13 protein-coding genes are annotated in these 16,161 nt (G+C 74.8%); 6 read left to right on the top strand and 7 right to left on the bottom strand.

The window, feature by feature from the left end; all coding sequences use genetic code 11:
* The first annotated feature begins 17 nt into the window (after positions 1-17).
* The 3 genes from trxB to WME98_RS15155 are packed head-to-tail and all read left to right on the top strand — an operon-like array spanning position 18 to position 2,641.
* Positions 18-977, top strand: a complete 960-nt coding sequence (gene trxB, locus WME98_RS15145) for a thioredoxin-disulfide reductase (RefSeq protein ID WP_020740678.1) — start codon at positions 18-20, stop codon at positions 975-977.
* A gap of 10 nt (positions 978-987) precedes the next feature.
* On the top strand, positions 988-2,070 hold the full coding sequence (locus WME98_RS15150) for a uracil-DNA glycosylase (protein WP_437951927.1): 1,083 nt from the start codon (positions 988-990) through the stop codon (positions 2,068-2,070).
* A 1-nt stretch (position 2,071) separates the two neighbouring features.
* Complete coding sequence (locus WME98_RS15155) at positions 2,072-2,641, top strand: DUF2085 domain-containing protein (protein ID WP_437951928.1); 570 nt, start codon at positions 2,072-2,074, stop codon at positions 2,639-2,641.
* A gap of 91 nt (positions 2,642-2,732) precedes the next feature.
* Here WME98_RS15155 and WME98_RS15160 read toward each other — a convergent pair whose 3' ends face one another.
* Both WME98_RS15160 and WME98_RS15165 read right to left on the bottom strand, forming a co-directional pair.
* Complete coding sequence (locus WME98_RS15160; protein WP_437951929.1) at positions 2,733-4,031, bottom strand: hypothetical protein; 1,299 nt, start codon at positions 4,029-4,031, stop codon at positions 2,733-2,735.
* A gap of 401 nt (positions 4,032-4,432) precedes the next feature.
* Positions 4,433-5,212, bottom strand: coding sequence for a biopolymer transporter ExbD (locus tag WME98_RS15165; RefSeq protein ID WP_437951930.1), 780 nt, complete (start codon positions 5,210-5,212; stop codon positions 4,433-4,435).
* Between the two features lie 77 nt (positions 5,213-5,289).
* Between WME98_RS15165 and WME98_RS15170 the strand changes: the two genes are divergently transcribed.
* The 3 genes from WME98_RS15170 (at position 5,290) to WME98_RS15180 (ending at position 9,832) form a co-directional block, all read left to right on the top strand.
* On the top strand, positions 5,290-6,879 hold the full coding sequence (locus tag WME98_RS15170) for an AMP-binding protein (protein WP_437951931.1): 1,590 nt from the start codon (positions 5,290-5,292) through the stop codon (positions 6,877-6,879).
* A 71-nt stretch (positions 6,880-6,950) separates the two neighbouring features.
* A complete protein-coding gene (locus tag WME98_RS15175) occupies positions 6,951-7,565 on the top strand; it encodes a hypothetical protein (RefSeq protein ID WP_061621764.1) in 615 nt (204 codons plus the stop codon).
* Between the two features lie 149 nt (positions 7,566-7,714).
* Positions 7,715-9,832: a hypothetical protein gene (locus WME98_RS15180; RefSeq protein WP_437951932.1), complete on the top strand. Its 2,118-nt coding sequence runs from the start codon at positions 7,715-7,717 to the stop codon at positions 9,830-9,832.
* 13 nt (positions 9,833-9,845) lie between these two features.
* Here the strand turns inward: WME98_RS15180 and WME98_RS15185 are convergent, their stop codons facing one another.
* From WME98_RS15185 to WME98_RS15205, 5 genes are all read right to left on the bottom strand, one after another.
* The gene (locus WME98_RS15185; protein ID WP_437951933.1) at positions 9,846-12,413 is read right to left on the bottom strand and encodes an NACHT domain-containing protein; all 2,568 of its coding nucleotides are present in this window, start codon (positions 12,411-12,413) and stop codon (positions 9,846-9,848) included.
* Positions 12,410-13,585: an ATP-binding protein gene (locus WME98_RS15190; protein ID WP_437951934.1), complete on the bottom strand. Its 1,176-nt coding sequence runs from the start codon at positions 13,583-13,585 to the stop codon at positions 12,410-12,412. The genes WME98_RS15185 and WME98_RS15190 overlap by 4 nt, the downstream gene beginning before the upstream one ends.
* Before the next feature lie 73 nt (positions 13,586-13,658).
* Entirely contained in the window at positions 13,659-14,960 is a 1,302-nt protein-coding gene (locus WME98_RS15195) for a hypothetical protein (RefSeq protein WP_437951935.1), read from the bottom strand.
* Positions 14,960-15,496 (bottom strand): hypothetical protein, encoded by a 537-nt coding sequence (locus WME98_RS15200; RefSeq protein ID WP_437951936.1) that lies wholly within the window; start codon positions 15,494-15,496, stop codon positions 14,960-14,962. The genes WME98_RS15195 and WME98_RS15200 overlap by 1 nt, the downstream gene beginning before the upstream one ends.
* Positions 15,493-16,020: a sigma-70 family RNA polymerase sigma factor gene (locus tag WME98_RS15205; RefSeq protein ID WP_187345766.1), complete on the bottom strand. Its 528-nt coding sequence runs from the start codon at positions 16,018-16,020 to the stop codon at positions 15,493-15,495. Before WME98_RS15205 ends, WME98_RS15200 begins: the two co-directional genes overlap by 4 nt.
* Positions 16,021-16,161 lie beyond the last annotated feature (141 nt).

Here is a 16,161-nt window from a genome sequence, read left to right on the forward strand (position 1 = left end):
TATAAGATGGCTCCACCATGAGTGAATCGAACGTCCGTAACCTGGTCATCATCGGCTCCGGTCCTGCCGGGCTCACCGCCGCCATCTACGCGGCGCGCGCCAACCTGAAGCCGCTCCTCATCGAGGGCTTCAGCGCCGGCGGCCTGATCCCGGGGGGCCAGCTCATGTTCACGACCGACGTGGAGAACTACCCCGGCTTCCCCGAGAAGATCACCGGCCAGGAGCTGATGCAGCGCTTTCGCGACCAGGCCGCGCATCAGGGCACGGAGATCGTGACCGCGGACGTGACCAAGGTCGAGCTCACGGGCCACCCGTTCAAGGTGTGGGTGGAGGACACGCTCTACCTGGCGAAGGCGGTGGTGATCGCGACGGGCGCGCGCGCCAACTACCTCGGCCTCGAGAGCGAGGAGAAGCTCAAGAACAAGGGCGTCAGCGCCTGCGCCGTCTGCGACGGCGCGCTCTTCCGCGGCCAGGACGTCGTGGTCGTCGGCGGCGGCGACACGGCGATGGAGGAGGCCTCCTACCTGTCCGGGCTCTGCAGCAGCGTCACGCTGGTGCACCGCCGCGACGAGTTCCGGGCGTCGAAGGCGATGGTCCAGCGCGTGGTCGAGAACCCGAAGATCAAGATCCTCTACAGCCACGTCGTGGAGGAGGTGCTCGACGTGAAGGCGGACATGGTGACCGGCGTCCGCGTCAAGAACCTCAGGACCGGCGACAGCCACCTCGTGCCGGCGGCGGCGATGTTCGTCGCGATCGGCCACACGCCGATGACGGATCTCTTCGTGGGGCAGCTCGAGACGCACCCGAACGGCTACCTGAAGACGGTGCCGGGCTCGACGCGCACGAACATCCCCGGCGTCTTCGCCGCGGGCGACGTGCAGGACTGGAACTACCGCCAGGCCGTGACGGCCGCCGGCACGGGCTGCATGGCCGCGCTCGACGCGGAGCGCTGGCTCGCGCAGCAGGGCGGCCACTGAAGGGACGGCGATGGTGGACGCGCTGCGCGAAGAGCTCGCCGATCTGACCGCCTCGGTCCGGGCGTTCCTGGAATGGCACGCGATGACCGGCGCGGACGGGCTGCCGGGCGACCCTTCGGCGCTCCACGAGGCGCTCGGCGCGTCGTCCTCGGAAGGCGGTCCGCCGGCCGCTCGGCGGCCGGACCGGGGCTTCGCCGGGCTGGACGCGCCCGCGCCGGCGGCGCCGCGCGGTGGCGGCGGCGCGGCCTTCGCGCCGGCAGCGGGCGCGGCCTTCGCGCCGGCAGCGCAGCGCAGCGCCCCCGGCGCCGCCCCGGCGCATCCGGAGCAGCGCGCCGCCGCCTTCGCCTCCCCGCCGCACCCCGAGCAGCGCGCCGCCGAGGCGCAGCCGGCGCGGGCGCCGGTGCAGCCGCCGCGGGCTCCCGAGCCGTCCCCCCGCCCTGCCGTGAGCGCCGCGGCGGCGCCCCGCGCCGAACCGGCTGCGCGCGCGATCGCGGCAGCGCAGCCGGACGCGCCCGAGGAGCGCTTGGCGCGGCTCTCGCTCATCGCGGAAGAGGTCCGCACCTGCCAGAAGTGCCCGCTCCACGAGGGCCGCACCCACACGGTGTTCTCGCGCGGCGACCCGCTCTCCGAGATCGTGTTCGTCGGCGAGGGGCCGGGGGCAGAAGAGGATCAGCAGGGGGAGCCGTTCGTCGGCCCGGCGGGGCAGCTGCTCGACAAGATGATCGCGGCGATGGGGTACCACCGCGACGGCGTCTACATCTGCAACATCGTGAAGTGCCGGCCGCCGAAGAACCGGAAGCCGGAGCCCGCCGAGATGGCGGCCTGCAGCCCCTACCTCGCGTCCCAGCTCGCGCTGATCAAGCCGAAGGTGATCGTCGCGCTCGGCGCCACCGCGGTGCAGGGGCTGATCGGCACGACCGAGGGGATCACGAAGCTCCGCGGCACGTGGAAGCTCTACAAGGGCTCGATCCCGATCATGCCCACGTTCCATCCGGCCTACCTGCTGCGCCAGCCGGGCGCGAAGCGAGAGGTCTGGAGCGACCTGAAAGAGGTGATGCGCCACCTCGGCAAGAGCGCGCCCGACCGGGGCTGACGTGACCGCGTGCGCCTCCGGGCGCGAGACCTCGGCGGCGCAGGCGCCCGCAAGCGCCGACGCCGCGGCGCAGGCGCCCTCCGCCGGGCTCGACGGCGCTGCGGCGCGGCCCTCCGGTGGCTCGACCGCGGCCGAGCCGTCGCCGCGGCTCTCGGCGGTGCGCTGCGCGCTGGCGCTCGTCGGCGCCCTGCCCTGGTGCATCCTCCTGGCGCGGAGCACCCTGCCGCTCGGGGGGCTCGGCGCCGCGCTCGATCGCCTCTTCGCGCCGCTGTGCCACCGCATGCCGGAGCGGTCGCTCGCGCTCGAGGGCGTCGTGATGCCGCTCTGCAGCCGCTGCGCCGGCATCTTCGCCGGCGTCGCGGCGGGCGCCGCGATCGCGCGGCCTCGGCTGGCGATGTCGGCGTGGCGGCCGATCCTCATCGCCCTCAGCGCGTTGATGGCGCTCGACGTGGCGACCCAGGACCTCGGGCTGCGCCCCCCCTGGCATGCCACCCGCCTCGCCACGGGCCTGGCCTTCGGCTACGCCGTGACCGCGGGGTTCCTCGCGCAGCTCGCTCGCCGTCCGGGCTGAGCGCAAGCTCGCCCCCGAACGGCGCCCGGGCTGCGCACGGCGCGCTGGTCGCCCGGGCCGTGCGCAGCGCGCTCGTCGCCCAGGGTGCGCGCTACTTGCGACCGCCCATGGCCCTGCACTCGTGCACGGGGCCCTTCGTCGCATGGCGAACACACTCGCTGTACGCCGCGACGCCGTCCTTCCACTTGCCCGTGTCCTGGAGCGCCGAGCCCAGGTAGAGATAGGGCAGCGCGTCGGTCGGATCGGCCGCGATCGCCGCGCGCGACGCCTCGATCGCGTCCTTGTACCTGCCGCGGTTGAGGAAGCTCAGCGCTTCCTTCTTCAGCTTGCTTGCGTCCTCGGCGTTGGCCGCGGGCGCCGCGGCCTTCTCCGCCTCGGCCGCCACGGCCTTCTCCGCCTCTGCCGCAGCGGCCTTCTCCGCCTCGGCCTGCTCTGCGGCAGCCTTCTCCGCCTCGGCCTTCTCCGCGGCAGCTTTCTCCGCCTCGGCCTTCTCCGCGGCAGCCTTCTCCGCCTCCTTCAGCGGATCCGGAGCGGCCTCCGCCCCCTTCGCGGCGGCGGGTGCCGGCCCCGCCGGCGCTGGCGCGGTCTCCCGTGCAGGGGAAGGATTCCCTGCCACGGCCACGAGCTTCGCCTGCGCGTGCGCCGGCTTCGACACGGGCGCCACCATCGCGATCGACGCAGGCGCGGACGGCTTGCTCGCGACCACCGACTTGGCGACCACCGCGACGGAGATCACCCCGGCGAGCCCCGCGACCGCCGCGACGATCCGGCGAAGGCGCGCCCGGCGGGCGAGCGTCTCGGGCGACAGCTGATGCACCACCACGAGGCGCTCGTCGGCGTGGTCGTCGGGATCGCTGGCCGCTTCGGTGAGCGGCGGGAACGACTCCTCCTCGCGCCGGAAGAACGCCGCCGTCGGCGAGGAAGGGTCGATCAGATCGAGCGCGTCCGAGTCCGGCGCCGGCTCCTCGGACGAGGACGCGGCGGCTGCCGGTTGCTCCGAGGCGCCGGCTCGCTGCTGCGCCATCGGCGGCTCGGAATCCTGCACCTTGCGAGGCGCCGCGTCGCCCACGCGGCTCGACGGGGCCGGCGCTTCGGAGACCCGCGCCTCCACGGACGCGCGAGCGGGCGCCTCCACGGACGCGCGAGCGGGCGCCTCCACGGACGCGCGAGCGGCGGGCGCCTCCGCGACCAGCGGAGCAGCGCCTTCCCGCGCTGCCGGCAACGCGGCAGGCGCCTCGACGGCCGGGGGCACAGCGGCCGCGCCGGCGTCGGTTGCCCCCTCAGGAGCATCGGAGAGGTCCGCGGCCGCCCCGGCGACGTCCTGGTCGCTCGCCGGCGGCCGCGTCGAGTCCTGCGTCGCGAGCGCCGGCCCCTCAGGCGCCGCCGACATGCGGGGCTGAGAAGCCCGAGGACGGAGGCTGCGGCCCCTGTTCGCGCGGGCCGATGCAAGAAGTCGCTTCGACATGTCCGAACCATCCTCCCGTGATCGTCACGCCCCCGATGGCGCAGGGGATCTGCGACTCGCCCTATTCATGATCCAGGCCGGCCCCAACGGCGAGCGCCCGCCCGCCATTTCCGTGCGCTCGCAGCGCCATCCCGTGTGCCGGATCGTGCCGCGTGGCCCCATCCGGCCACCCCCGCGCTCGACATGAGCACACGGCGTCTCGTCCGACGAGAAATCGACAGCTTGCTCGCAACGGCACGCGCCGGGCGCGCGGGACGCCCCTCTCGGCGGACGCGCCCCTGAGGGGGCGGCGATCCAGGGCGACGGCGCCCCCGGCGCAGCGCACGTCAGCCTCCACCGAGCTGCACCGGCCGCCCCGCGACCGGGGCAGCGCGGAGCAGGACGAGCGTCGCGAGCTTCTTCTTCGCGTCGGAGCCGAGGATCGTGCCCGCCAGGTTGTGCGCCATCTCCCACGGCACCTCGTCGTCCGCCGAGAAGAACGCCACCGACGCGCTGCACGCGGCGATGTCCTTCGTGAGCTGCTCGCCGGTGTGCGACAGATCCGGGCCGGCGAGCCCCTTGCGCTGGCGCTTGCCCATGCCGCCGCCGAACGGCCAGATCGCGGTCGCGAGGTCCTTCAGCACCATCGCGCTGACGGCGCACGCGGGGGGCTTCGACACGCGCCCCTCCGGGACCACCGTGATCTCCTTCGGGAGGTCGTCGCGGCCGTCGGTCTTGATGAGCACCGTCGGCGCGCCGGCCGCGCCGAGCTCCGTCACGACGGCGGCCACCGCGCTCGGCTTCGCCTTCTTCTCGGCGAGCAGCGTGACCGGCTTGCCCTCGATCGGCAGCGCGCGGATCACCTTCGAGAGTTTCTCGGCCCCGTCCTTCTGCGACAGGTCCACGCGCTGGCCGCCGAGGTAGGGGCCCATCGAGTCGACGAGCAGCTCGGGCATGCCCTTCGGCTTCGGCGGCTCGGCGGGCGCCTCGGCGACCGGAGCCGCGGTGGCAGCGGGACCGGGCTCGGGCGGCTTCGGCGCGCTCTCGCACGCCGCCGCGGCCAGGGTCAGACCGGCGACGGCCGCGAGGCGGGGCAAGACGCCGGAACAGAGGCAGGAAGCTCGCATGGCGCGGCAGTGTAACCAACCGGCCTGGCTCCGCGCACCTTCGCTGTGCGAGAGTTCGCGCGATGGCTTCCCCGCTCGTGGAACGGCTCGCTCAGCTCGGATCGTCCGCCCGAACCGCCGTCGAGGACGACCGGGGGCAGACCACCTTCGCGGCGCTCACCGAGCGAGCCCTCCGCGTCCGCGGCGCGCTGCTCGCCGACGGCGGGCGGCGCGCCGCCAACGCGCTCGCGAGCCCGAGCTCCCTCGAGGGGGAGCGGATCCTGCTCCTCGTGCCGCCCGGCGCGGCGTGGGTCTCGGCCTTCCTCGGCGTCCTCCTCGCCGGCGGGATCGCGCTGCCGCTGTCGGCCCTGTACCCGCCGGCAGAGCTCGCATGGCTCGCGAGCGACGCCGGCGTGCGGCGGATCCTCGTCGGCGACGAGCTCGCCGGGGTGGCCGCCCCGATCGCGCAGGGCCGCTCGGTGCTCCGCGTGGAGGACCTCGAGCGCGCCGCCCCCGGGCCGGAGGGGGCGCTCTCCGACATCGCCGCGGACGATCCGGCGCTCTTGCTCTACACGAGCGGCACGACCGGCAAGCCGAAGGGGGCGCTCCTCACGCACCGCAACCTGGCCGTGCAGGCGGAGCTCCTGCGCGCGGCCTGGGGCTTCTCCGAGCACGACGCGCTGCTGCACGCGCTGCCGCTGCACCACCTCCACGGCGTCGTCATCGCGCTCACGACGTCGCTGCTCGCGGGCAGCGCGACGAGGATGCTGCCGCGCTTCGACGCCGAGCGCGTCGCCGCCGAGATCGCGCGCGGCTCCGTCACGGCGTTCATGGCGGTGCCCACCATGTACCAGCGGCTGTTCGAGCAGATCGACCGCGGCGGCGCGCCCGGCTTCGCCGCGGGGGCGCGGGCCCTACGGCTCGCGACGAGCGGCTCCGCGGCGCTGCCGGTGACGCTGGCCGAGCGCTGGCGCGACCTCACCGGCGCGATCCCGCTCGAGCGCTTCGGGATGACCGAGATCGGCGTCGGGCTGAGCAACCCGCTCGATCCGGGCGGCCGGCGGGCGGGCTGGGTCGGCTCCCCGCTGCCGACCGTCGAGGCCCGCATCACCGACGACGCGGGCAACGCGTCGGAATGGGCGCCGGGCGAGGCGCCGGCGCGGCCCGGCGGCGCCGCGGTCGCGCGGGGCGAGCTCTGGATCCGCGGGCCGAGCGTCTTCAAGGGCTACCTCGGGCGCGAGGACGCCACCGCCGCCGCCTTCCAGGACGGCTGGTTCCGCACGGGCGACGTCGCGGAGCGCTCCAGCGACGGGTGCTTCCGGCTCCTCGGGCGGACCTCGGTCGATATCCTCAAGAGCGGCGGGTACAAGCTGTCGGCCCTCGAGATCGAGGAGGCGCTGCGGGAGCACGGCGCGATCGCCGAGGTCGCGGTGATCGGCGTCCCGGACGAGGCGTGGGGCGAGCGCGTCGTCGCGGTCGTCGTCGCCGCGCCGGGGCGAGAGGCGGAGTGCGCGACCGGACCGCTCCGCGCCTGGGCGAAGGAGCGGCTCGCGCCCTACAAGGTCCCGCGCGAGTCGCTCGTCGTACCGAGCCTGCCGCGCAACGCGATGGGCAAGGTCGTCAAGCCGGAGCTCGTGAAGGCGATCGCGGCGGGCGGCTCCGGAGGGAAGGACCCGCGCGCGGGGTGACGGCGAGAGCCGCCCGAGCCGCGCGGCGGACGTGCTTGACCGAGCCGCTCCGCTCCGGCCTACTCGGCCCGATGCAGACTGCCCCCTTCGGCCCGGCCGCGTACGGCGGCCTCGCGGTTCAGCCGTTCGCGCACCCCACCTACACCATCAAGCGGCCCTTCTGGTCGCTGCTCGGCCGCAAGTTCCACGTCTATGCGCCCGACGGCACCCTCGTGTGCTTCGTCAAGCACCCGCTGCTCAAGCTGCGCCAGGAGTTCACCCTCTTCGCCGATGAGTCGGAGTCGCAGCCGCTGCTCACCATCCGGTCGCGGCAGGTCGTCGCCCTGAACCGGTGCCTGGACGTCCTCGACGCGCGCACCGGCGAGCGGGTCGGGACCATCCGCTCGCGGGGCCTCAAATCGATCGTCCGCGACACGTGGGACATCCTCGATCCCGCGGATCAGCCGGTCGGGCTGATGCAGGAGGACGGCGCCGCGCTGCTCCGCCGCATGTTCCCGCTCCTCGTCGGCAAGTGGCACATCGAGCTGCACCAGCAGGAGGTCGCGAAGGTGACCCAGGTGTTCCGGTTCTTCGTCAAGGAGTTCACGCTCGACCTGTCGATGAACCAGGGGAGGATCGACGCCCGGTTCGCCATCGCCTGCGCCCTGCTCGCGCTCATGGCCGAGACCGCGCGCGAGTCCGGCTGACCCCGCGCCCCGCCGCGGGGGGGCGCCCGCCGCCTCCGCGCATCGATCGCCGCCCGGTCGCCGCCCGGTCGCCGCCCGGTCGCCGTCCGATTGCCGCCCGATCGCCGAAACTTGGCCCGTTTCGGTGAGTTCTGCGAGGTTGCCGCGCGATGCGCCTCGATCCTGTCTCCCGCCTCGACGTTGCCTCCGAGGAGGGCCGACCGCCGTCCCCCCCTGTGCCCCCGTCCGGACTGGCCCGCTTCGCCGCGAGCGGGCAGGGCGAAGGCGCCGAGCGCGAGCTCAGGGCGCGGCGCTTCCTCTGGGCGAGCGCCCCGGCGGCGCAGGACGGGCAGCTCCGCGCCGCGCTCGACGAGGCCGTCGAGCTCGCGCTGGCCATGCGCGGCGCGCTGCCGCCGCGGGTCCAGGAAGGCGCCCCGCTCGAGGCGGTGATCGCCGACCAGGTCTTCCGCGCGAGGGCGCTCGGCGCCGCGGGGCTCGCCGTCGGCCTGCCGCGGCTCGCGGGCGGCGCGCGGGGCGCACTCCACCCGGAGGACAGCGCGACGCTCCTCGCGTGGCTCGGCGCGGCGCGCGAAGCGCCCGTCGCCCTCGTGTTCGATGAGGTCGACAGGTCCGCGCAGGTGCTCGCGCCGGTGCCCCTCGCGGACCTCGTCGAGAGGAACGCGCCCGAGGGGCACGGCGCCGCCTCCCACATTCGCGCGCAGGCGCGTGGCCTCGCCGCGCGCGAGCCGGAGCGCGGCCTCGCAGCGCGCGAGCCGGAGCGCGGCCTCGCAGCGCGCGAGCCGGAGCGCGGCCTCGCCGCGCGCGAGCCGGAGCGCGGCCTCGCCGCGCGCGAGCCGGAGCGCGGCCTCGCCGCACGCGAGCCGGAGCGCGGCCTCGCCGCGCGCGAGCCGGAGCGGCCCATCCGGCCGACGCAGCCGAGCGCCGCCGCGCCCGCCCCGGACGAGGCGCCCCCGGCCGAGCCGACGGCCTCCGAGCCGCCCGCAGCGCCCGCGTCGCCTGCCGCCGCCGAGGGGCGGACCGAGGCGAGGCCGCGCGGCGTGCTGCCCCCCCGCTCGTCGAGGATCCGCCGCCCGGACGCACCGGCGGCCGTCCTCGCCCCCGGGAGAGGCCCGGGCGCCGCGCCGGCGCAGGGGGCGGGCTCGCCGCCCGCCGCGAACGAGACGCTGGCGATGGCCCTGGCCAGCGTCGACCCGGGCGTGGCGCCCGCCGATCCGGGCGCGCCGCCCGCCAACCCTGGCGCTGCGATCGAGGGCGCGGGGACCACGCTCAGGCCGCCGCGAGCCGCGCACGAGGCCGCGCCCATCGCGCCCGCCGCGCCGATCGTGCCCATCGCGCCCGCTCCGCCGGTCGCCGAGGCCGCCCACGCGGACAACGACGCGCTGCCGCCGACGCGCAGGGAGCGGAAGGCGCCGCGCAACCGCATCCTCAGCGCGGCCGAGTGGCGAGCGCTCGCCGTCGAGCTCGACAACGCCCGCGGCCCGAAGCCGGTCCGGGTCATCGAGCAGCTGTTCGCGACCCACTACACGCCGCTCCTCGGCGCGACGCTCGCGGGCGAGACGGACGCGGCCGTGCGCGGCGTCGTCGACAGCTGGAGGACCAGCTTCGAGCACAGCTACCGCGAGGCGTTCTCGGCGCTGCGCGTGACCGGCAAGCGGCCGCCCATGGTGTTCGACGCCCCGGACATCGCCGCCCGCATCGCCCGCCTCAACGGGGCGCGCGGGGTGAAGCTCCTGCTCGTGGACGCGATGCGCTTCGACCTCGGCGAGCGCGTCGCCGCCCACCTGAAGGAGATCATGATGGATCGGGCCATCCTGGTGGAGCGCTCGCTGCTCTGGGCGGCGCTGCCGCCCACCACGACGGCGCAGATCTCGCTGCTCGCCCGCGGGCCGGACGGGCTCCGCGAGACGATGCCCCCGAGCGAGGCGGAGCCCGCCATCGCCCGCGGCCGCGCCGTGGCGACCCTGCGGCGCGAGCGGGTCGGGTCGCGCGAGCTGATGAAGCTCGATCTCGTGGAGGCGCGCCTGCGCGCCGCGGGGCCGCCGTTCGCCGAGCGGATCGAGGCCATCGCGGAGGAGGTCGCCGACGTTGTCGCGCGGTTCATGGCCAGCCTGCCGCCGCGGACCCTGCTGCTCGTCTTCGGCGATCACGGGTTCCGCATGACGCCCATGGGCGACGGCACCGCGACCGGCCCGGCGTCGCAGGGAGGAGGCTCCCCCGAAGAGGTGCTCGTCCCGGCGCAGGCGTGGCTCGTCGGCGGCGTGCACTGAGCGGCGCAGGGCATCAAGGCGGCGCGCTGGGCGAGCCCGACGGCGTGTCGCGGTCGCCTTTCTTGCTCTCCGGCGGGCCGGACTCGGCGAGCGCTTCGAGCTGTCGCTCGACATCGTCGCCTCCGATGCTCCCGAGGGCTAGGCCGGCGAAGTCGCGCACGGTCGCGTCGGCGTCGGCGAGCAGCGAGACCAGCCGCTCCACGGCTGCGGTCGAGCGCAGCTCGCCGAGCGCCAGCGCGGCCATCGAACGGCGCGCGGGGCTCTCGTCCTCGAGCCACTTGAGAAGCGCCTCGGCGACGCGCCCGCCGAGCTCGGTCACCGCGAGCTCCCGCAGGAACTCCCGAGGTGCATCGAGCGACGGCGGATCGACGATCCACGCCGCCATCGCGGCCGCCACGCGCTCCTGCAGATCCGCCGGCAACGCCTCGCCCGCCTCCGCGGCGAGCAGCGTCGCGATGGGCACCTGCTTGCGCAGGACGCTCGTCACCCACCGCCGCGGCTCCGGCTCTTCCCACGACAGGACCCGCTCGACGAACCTGCGCGCCGCCGCGGGTCGCTTCTGCTCGAGCGCCATGTAGCCCACGCCGAGCCGGATCACCTCGCTCCAGCGGGCATCGAAGAGACGCGCCAGCGCCACCTCCTCGAACCGCTCCATCGCGTGGAGCCCGGCGGCCGCGAAGAACTCCTGGAAGGTGAGGTGCATGAACCCCCACGCCTGCGCTCCGCGATCCATCAAAAGGCCCAGCTCACGCCCCGACTTCTCGAGGAAACGGCGCGCCGCGAGGAGACCTTCTTCTCCGGAGACCCCCGCTTGCGCGCCGAGCGCCTCGCTCAGCGCCTCCACCACGAAGGGCTCCGGCGCGACCCCGGCCGGATAGCGCTCGTGCATCGCCAGCGCGAGCTTCCCGAGGATGGGCAGGGCCTCCTCTTCGTACGCCATGGAGGCGTCCGACGCGCCGCTGGCCGAGAGGCGGCGCGCCGCAGCCCACGTCTCGCAGAGCGTGCGTGAAATCTTGGCGTACGCCTGGACCCGGTGGCGCGGCAGGCGACCTTCCGCGCGGTGAATCGACGCGAGCGCCGAGAGGAGGAACGGGTTGCCCGCGAGCGCGCCGAGCCTCGGGCTGGCGTCGATGGCGGCGAGGAGCTTCCCCGCCGTCGCGTCGGCCTCGTCCGTGGAGGAGGCCGCGTCCCCCGGCCCCTTCCATCGCCCATAGGCCCGGTGCCAGGCGCTCACGTAGCGCTCGACCTGCTCTCGATCGAACGGCCGGAGCGTCGCCTCCACGCGCCCGGGCAGATCGAACCCGGTGTACCCGACGATCCGCGAGGTGACGACGAACCGGTTCCGCGGATGAGCCGCCGCGAACGAGGCGAGCCACCGCTGGAGCTCGTCGCGCTCGGTCGAGCGGACCTCGTCGAGCCCGTCGAGCAGCACGAGGCAGCGGCCTGCCAGAAGCTCGCGGGTCAGCGCCTCGCGCACCATCGCCTCGTCGCCAGCGCCGCGCTCGTGAAAGTAGCGACCGAGCGCTTCCACGACAGGCACCTCCCGCCGCTCGGCGCACCGACGCAGCTCCGCGAGCTGGCCGACGCTGACAGGCAGCGGGAGGAGGCGCTCGGCAGCGCCGCTCTCCGACGCCAGCACGAAGCGACCCGCCGCCGCCGTGATCGCGAGCCACCGGAGCAGCGTCGTTTTCCCCGAGCCGGGATCGCCGAGGAGGACGAGATGCCGGTGCCTCGCGAACAGCTCCTGGAAGCCCTCACCCATGCGATGGCGAGCGAGGCGCACCCGCTCGCCGGACGGCTCGGCGCTCCCGCCCTCGATCCCTCGCGCGCTCCGCTCCGTGGCGCTCGTGCGCGGCGAGCTGACGTCGAGCCGCGGAGACACGAAGACATCGCGGAGGTCCAGGCTCGGCGGCTCGACCCTCCGGAGACGGAAGCCCACGTAACGGATGCGCCGCAGCTCCGGGCTCTGCGCGTAGCCACGGAGCGCCGCCCATGCCTGGTCGCGCTGCGTCGCCGGCGGCGCGCCGCGAGCTGCGCTCTGGGGGAAGATGTAGGAGGGCGCCCCCTCGAGCACGAGGCCGCACGGCGTGAGCTCCCGCGCGTCCGGCGGCGGGAGGGCGAGCGCCAGGTCCTCGCTCAGCGCGGCTGCGCCAGGCGGGATCGCCGCCATCCAGCCGCGCAGCACCCTCTCGGCGTCATCGATGAGCTCGCGGGTCCACGGCGCGCGGACGAGATGCGCCGCGAGGCGCGCCGAGAGCTGGAGATCGATGTGCACGCGCTCCCAGAGCTCTCTCAAGGCGCGAAAAGCGAGCGTGGCCAGCGCCTCGCCGGGCGCAGCGCCGAGCACGAGCATGGCGGCGTCCTCGCTCCACGCGAGCGGCTGGATCGCCCCGAGCGCGCGCGCGAGGTACTCGACGCCGGCGGTGTACCGCACGCGACGCTGCAGGTACCCGCTGTCCGGCAGCTCCTTCCAGGGGAAGGACGGCCCGACGAGATCGATCCGGACGAGCGCAAGCTCGACCACGGCGCCGCTCCGGAGCGCCTCCCACCACGGCGCGACCGCGTCGCCCGGATCGTTCATGTAGGCGCCTCCGGGGAGGGCGCCACGCGCAGCACCACCCGGAAGTGCCCTCCCTGCAGATCGAACTCCGGCGGCGGCAACCCTCGCGCGCGCATCTGCGCGACCATCTCCGGGATCCCCATCCCGAGGCTCTCCCCGCGACGAGCGCGCGCGAGCACCGAGGCGAGCACCGGGTTCCTGCGCTGGCTGATGCCCCCGACCTGGATGCTGTCGAGCGTCAGGTGATTCAGGAGCACGCCAGGATTGATGATCTCGACCCGATCCTGGAAGGCGAGGATCCGGATCTGGGACGCGGCGCGGTAATCCCGGTGGGCGACGGCGTTGAGGAGCGCCTCGCGCAGCGCCGTCTGCGGCACGCCGCGCTCGACCCGCTCCCAGCGCTGGATGTGCGCCGGCGCGGGTGTGTAGCGCTCCAGGAACGCCGCGGCGCTCTCGATCTGCTTGAGGAGGTGTCCGGTGATCTCCTGCCGATCGACGAGCTCCGTCGACATCCCGGTGCCGGCGAAGCAGACCGCAGAGATCCTGGCATCGACGAACCATCGCTCGGGCTCGCGGCCAAAGAGCAGGACGCCGGCCACGGTCGGTGTCTCGCCAGGATCCACGCACTTCAGCGCGCGCAGGTAACGGTTCCGCTGGGCAGGTGCGCTCGGGTCGTAGACCGAACGCAAGAGGTCGTCGACGACGGCAAGATCGAGGTCCGCCATCGTCGCCCCATGGACGACGCTCTCGTCATGGTAGGCGTTCTGCGACTGGAGCATGCGAACGAGCTCATGGCGCGTCGCCTCACGCGTCATGCTCCCGTCGCGGATCCAGTAAACATGCTTCGCCCGGTAAGGCCTGTCCGGGCTGGACGCCGGCACGTCGACGACGAGCAGCAGCTTCCCCGCAACGTCGACCTTCGTGATCGGGCACCAGATGGCCGGATGGACGACGGTCTGGCACGCCTGAACCACCGACAGCATCAGCGTGTCGGCCTCCTTCATCGTGCCGACCCCCGTCGGCGTGCCGTCGTCCTCGACCCCGAGGAAGATCTGACCGCCCAGCGCGTTGGCGAAGGCCGCGATCGTCTCGGCGAGGTCCTTCGGCGCCTTGCCAGGGGCCTCGATCCGCTTGAACTCGGTCACCGAGTCCTCGCCGAGCCGCAGCCTCTTCTCGATCGGATCGGAGGTCACGGCGCGATGCTAGCGCGCAGCCTTCAGCGGAGGTACATCGGCGCTCGCGCCGTCCGAGACGGGCGAAGCCAGCTCAAGGCGCCGTGCGGTAGGGGCCCCCCGCCCCCTCCCGCGGCCTCGGCCGGAGGAGCCCCGCGAGCCGGGTGGCGACGAGCGCGCCGGCGCCGATCAGCGCGACGGCCGCGCAGAGCGCGCCGCCGACGTAGGGGATCCCGCTGACGATCAGCAGGCCGAGGCAGCCGATGGCGAGGTGCGCGTAGGGGTTCCTGGTCCGGTGACCGAAGAGCCCCGCCCCCGCGGTCTCGAGCACGGCGCAGCCGCCCGCGACCACGGCGACGACGGCGAGCAGCAGGCCGATCACCGCGAACGGGATGCCGATCAGCGTGACGCACAGGGCGGCGGCGACCGCGACGGCGCCGAGGACGCCCACCGCGCCGAGCGCGAACGATCGCATCGGCCGGGCGGCGATCTCGACCTTGAGCGCCTCCATGCGCCGCGGCCAGAGCGCCAGCATCACCGCGCCGAAGGCGAACAGGAAGGCCGTGCGCGTCACCGCGTTGCCGGCCTTGCGCGCGAGCGTGGACGCGCCCTTCGCGCTCGATCCGTCGCCGCCCATCGGGTTCGCGTCGTTGTTCACGTCGCCGCGGATGCGCGCGCGCTCGCCCCGCCGGAGCGGGCCGCCCACGACGTCGACGTCGCCGTCGATGCTGGCGCCGTCGGCCACGGTGAGCGGGCCGCCCACCGTCGATACATCGCCGCGCACGCGCGCGCCCTCGTGGATGTGCGTGGAGCCGCCCATCACGTCGATGTCGCCGGTGACGGTGCCCCACACGTCGAGCGAGCCGCCGATCACCGACACGTCGTTCACCACCTCGCCCTTCTCGATCCGGAGGCTCCCGCCGGTCACGAACCGGTCCCGGCCGCGCGACGACGGCCGCGCCTCCTCGGCGTCCTCGTCCTCGGCGTCGTCGGGCGACGCCGCGGGCGAGGGCGCCGGCGGGGACCCGGCCGCGGGCTTCTCCGGGGCCGGGGCGATCGCGATCAGGTCGCCGTCGCGGGTCGCGACGTAGCTCCCGTCGGCGAGCAGGAGCTCCAGCACCCGGTCCGCCGGCTGGTCCTGGACGTGGAGATCGACGGCGTCGCCGGGCGGCACGTTGAGCACGAGGCTCCACCCGGCCGCCTGGGCGACGCGCTTGAGCGCCTCGTTGCGCGGCTCGTTGCTCACCTCGACGCTCACCTTCGGCTCGACGTCTGGCCATGCCCCCTTGCGGAGGATCTCCGCCGTGGCCGCGCCGCTGGCCGAGGCCCCCAGCGCCGCGCCCAGCGCGGCGGCGGCGAGGCGCGAGGAGACGAGACGAGTCGAGACGGTGCGCATCAGATCCCTCCGTTCAGCGAGAGCTGCTTTCCCCTGGTCCACGCGACATAGGCCCCCACGAGCACGAGCAAGGCCGCCGAGAGCCACGGCAGCGCCGTGAGCCAGCCGGACAGGGCCCCGCTCCCGGCGACGGCGCAGCCGACCCTCACCACCACCGAGCAGGCGTGCCAGAGCCCCGCCCAGCTCTCCCGCAGGCCGCCCGCCCCGGCCACGAGCGACGGCGCCGCGCCGAGCGCCGAGATCGCCAGGGCGAACGCGAGCGCCGGGACCGGCAGCGGCGCGCGCGGCGCGGCGGTCTCCCTCGCGCCGCCGTGCGCCGCCTGCGCGCGCAGGAGCTCCCCCGCGCGGAGCGACAGGAGCGCCGCCTGGCCGAGCTCCGAGGAGCAGCTCTGGCAGCGCGCGGCATGCTCGAGCGCGCCCTCGGGCAGGAGGGCCCCCTCGCCGTCGCCCAGCGCGCAGAGCGCTATCTCGGTGAGGTGACCGTTGGACTGCCACACGAGGTCGGGCGCGAGCCTGTCGTCGTCTTGCATCGTCACTCTCCGAGCGCCTCGGCCAGGCAGCGCCTGCCTCGCGCGATCCACGTCGCCACCGTCCCGAGCGGGATGTCGAGCCGGCGCGATATCTGCTGGTAGTTGAGGCCTTCGACGTGGAAGGCCAGGAGCGCGCGGCGCTGGGGTTCGGCCAGCTTCTGCAGGGCCAGCTCGATCCGGCGGGCGCGCTCGGTCTGGGCGGCGCGCTCCTCGGGCCCGGGCGCCGGGTCCTCGACCGAGTCGAGGAGCTCGCGCTGCTCCTCGGCGCTCGCCTCCGGGAGCGCCTCGGCGCGCCGCGTGCGGCGGCGGCGGCGCAGCACGTCGAGCGCCACGTGGCGCGCGATCCCGAGCACCCACGGGCGCAGCGGCTCGCCGTCGCGCAGGCGGCTGCGCCCCTCGAGGGCCCGGGCGAGCGCCTCGTGGGTGCAATCCTCGACGTCGGGGTGATCGGACCGCTCCCCGAGCACGCACGCGATCGCCGCGCGCACCACCGGCCGCAGGGCGGCGGTCTCGTCGAGAGACGCCCCCACCGTCACAAGCGACGCCGCGGGGAGCCCGTCGGACGCTTGGGGACACGGCGGCGTGGCCACTGGAATCATGCTGGACCCAAACAGTTCGCGCGAGCCCTCCCCCAAATTTCACGGGCTGGCAGAGAACACGCCAGCGGCATC

The organism is Sorangium sp. So ce296, assembly GCF_051529605.1.
Classification (GTDB): Bacteria; Myxococcota_A; Polyangia; order Polyangiales; family Polyangiaceae; genus Sorangium; species Sorangium cellulosum_D.

Coding starts and splice junctions, on each gene's coding strand:
- trxB (WP_020740678.1), top strand. CDS start 18: ATGAGTGAATCGAACGTCCGTAACCTGGTCATCATCGGCTCCGGTCCT.
- WME98_RS15150 (WP_437951927.1), top strand. CDS start 988: ATGGTGGACGCGCTGCGCGAAGAGCTCGCCGATCTGACCGCCTCGGTC.
- WME98_RS15160 (WP_437951929.1), bottom strand. CDS start 4,031: ATGTCGGCGGCGCCTGAGGGGCCGGCGCTCGCGACGCAGGACTCGACG.
- WME98_RS15165 (WP_437951930.1), bottom strand. CDS start 5,212: ATGCGAGCTTCCTGCCTCTGTTCCGGCGTCTTGCCCCGCCTCGCGGCC.
- WME98_RS15175 (WP_061621764.1), top strand. CDS start 6,951: ATGCAGACTGCCCCCTTCGGCCCGGCCGCGTACGGCGGCCTCGCGGTT.
- WME98_RS15180 (WP_437951932.1), top strand. CDS start 7,715: ATGCGCCTCGATCCTGTCTCCCGCCTCGACGTTGCCTCCGAGGAGGGC.
- WME98_RS15185 (WP_437951933.1), bottom strand. CDS start 12,413: ATGAACGATCCGGGCGACGCGGTCGCGCCGTGGTGGGAGGCGCTCCGG.
- WME98_RS15195 (WP_437951935.1), bottom strand. CDS start 14,960: ATGCGCACCGTCTCGACTCGTCTCGTCTCCTCGCGCCTCGCCGCCGCC.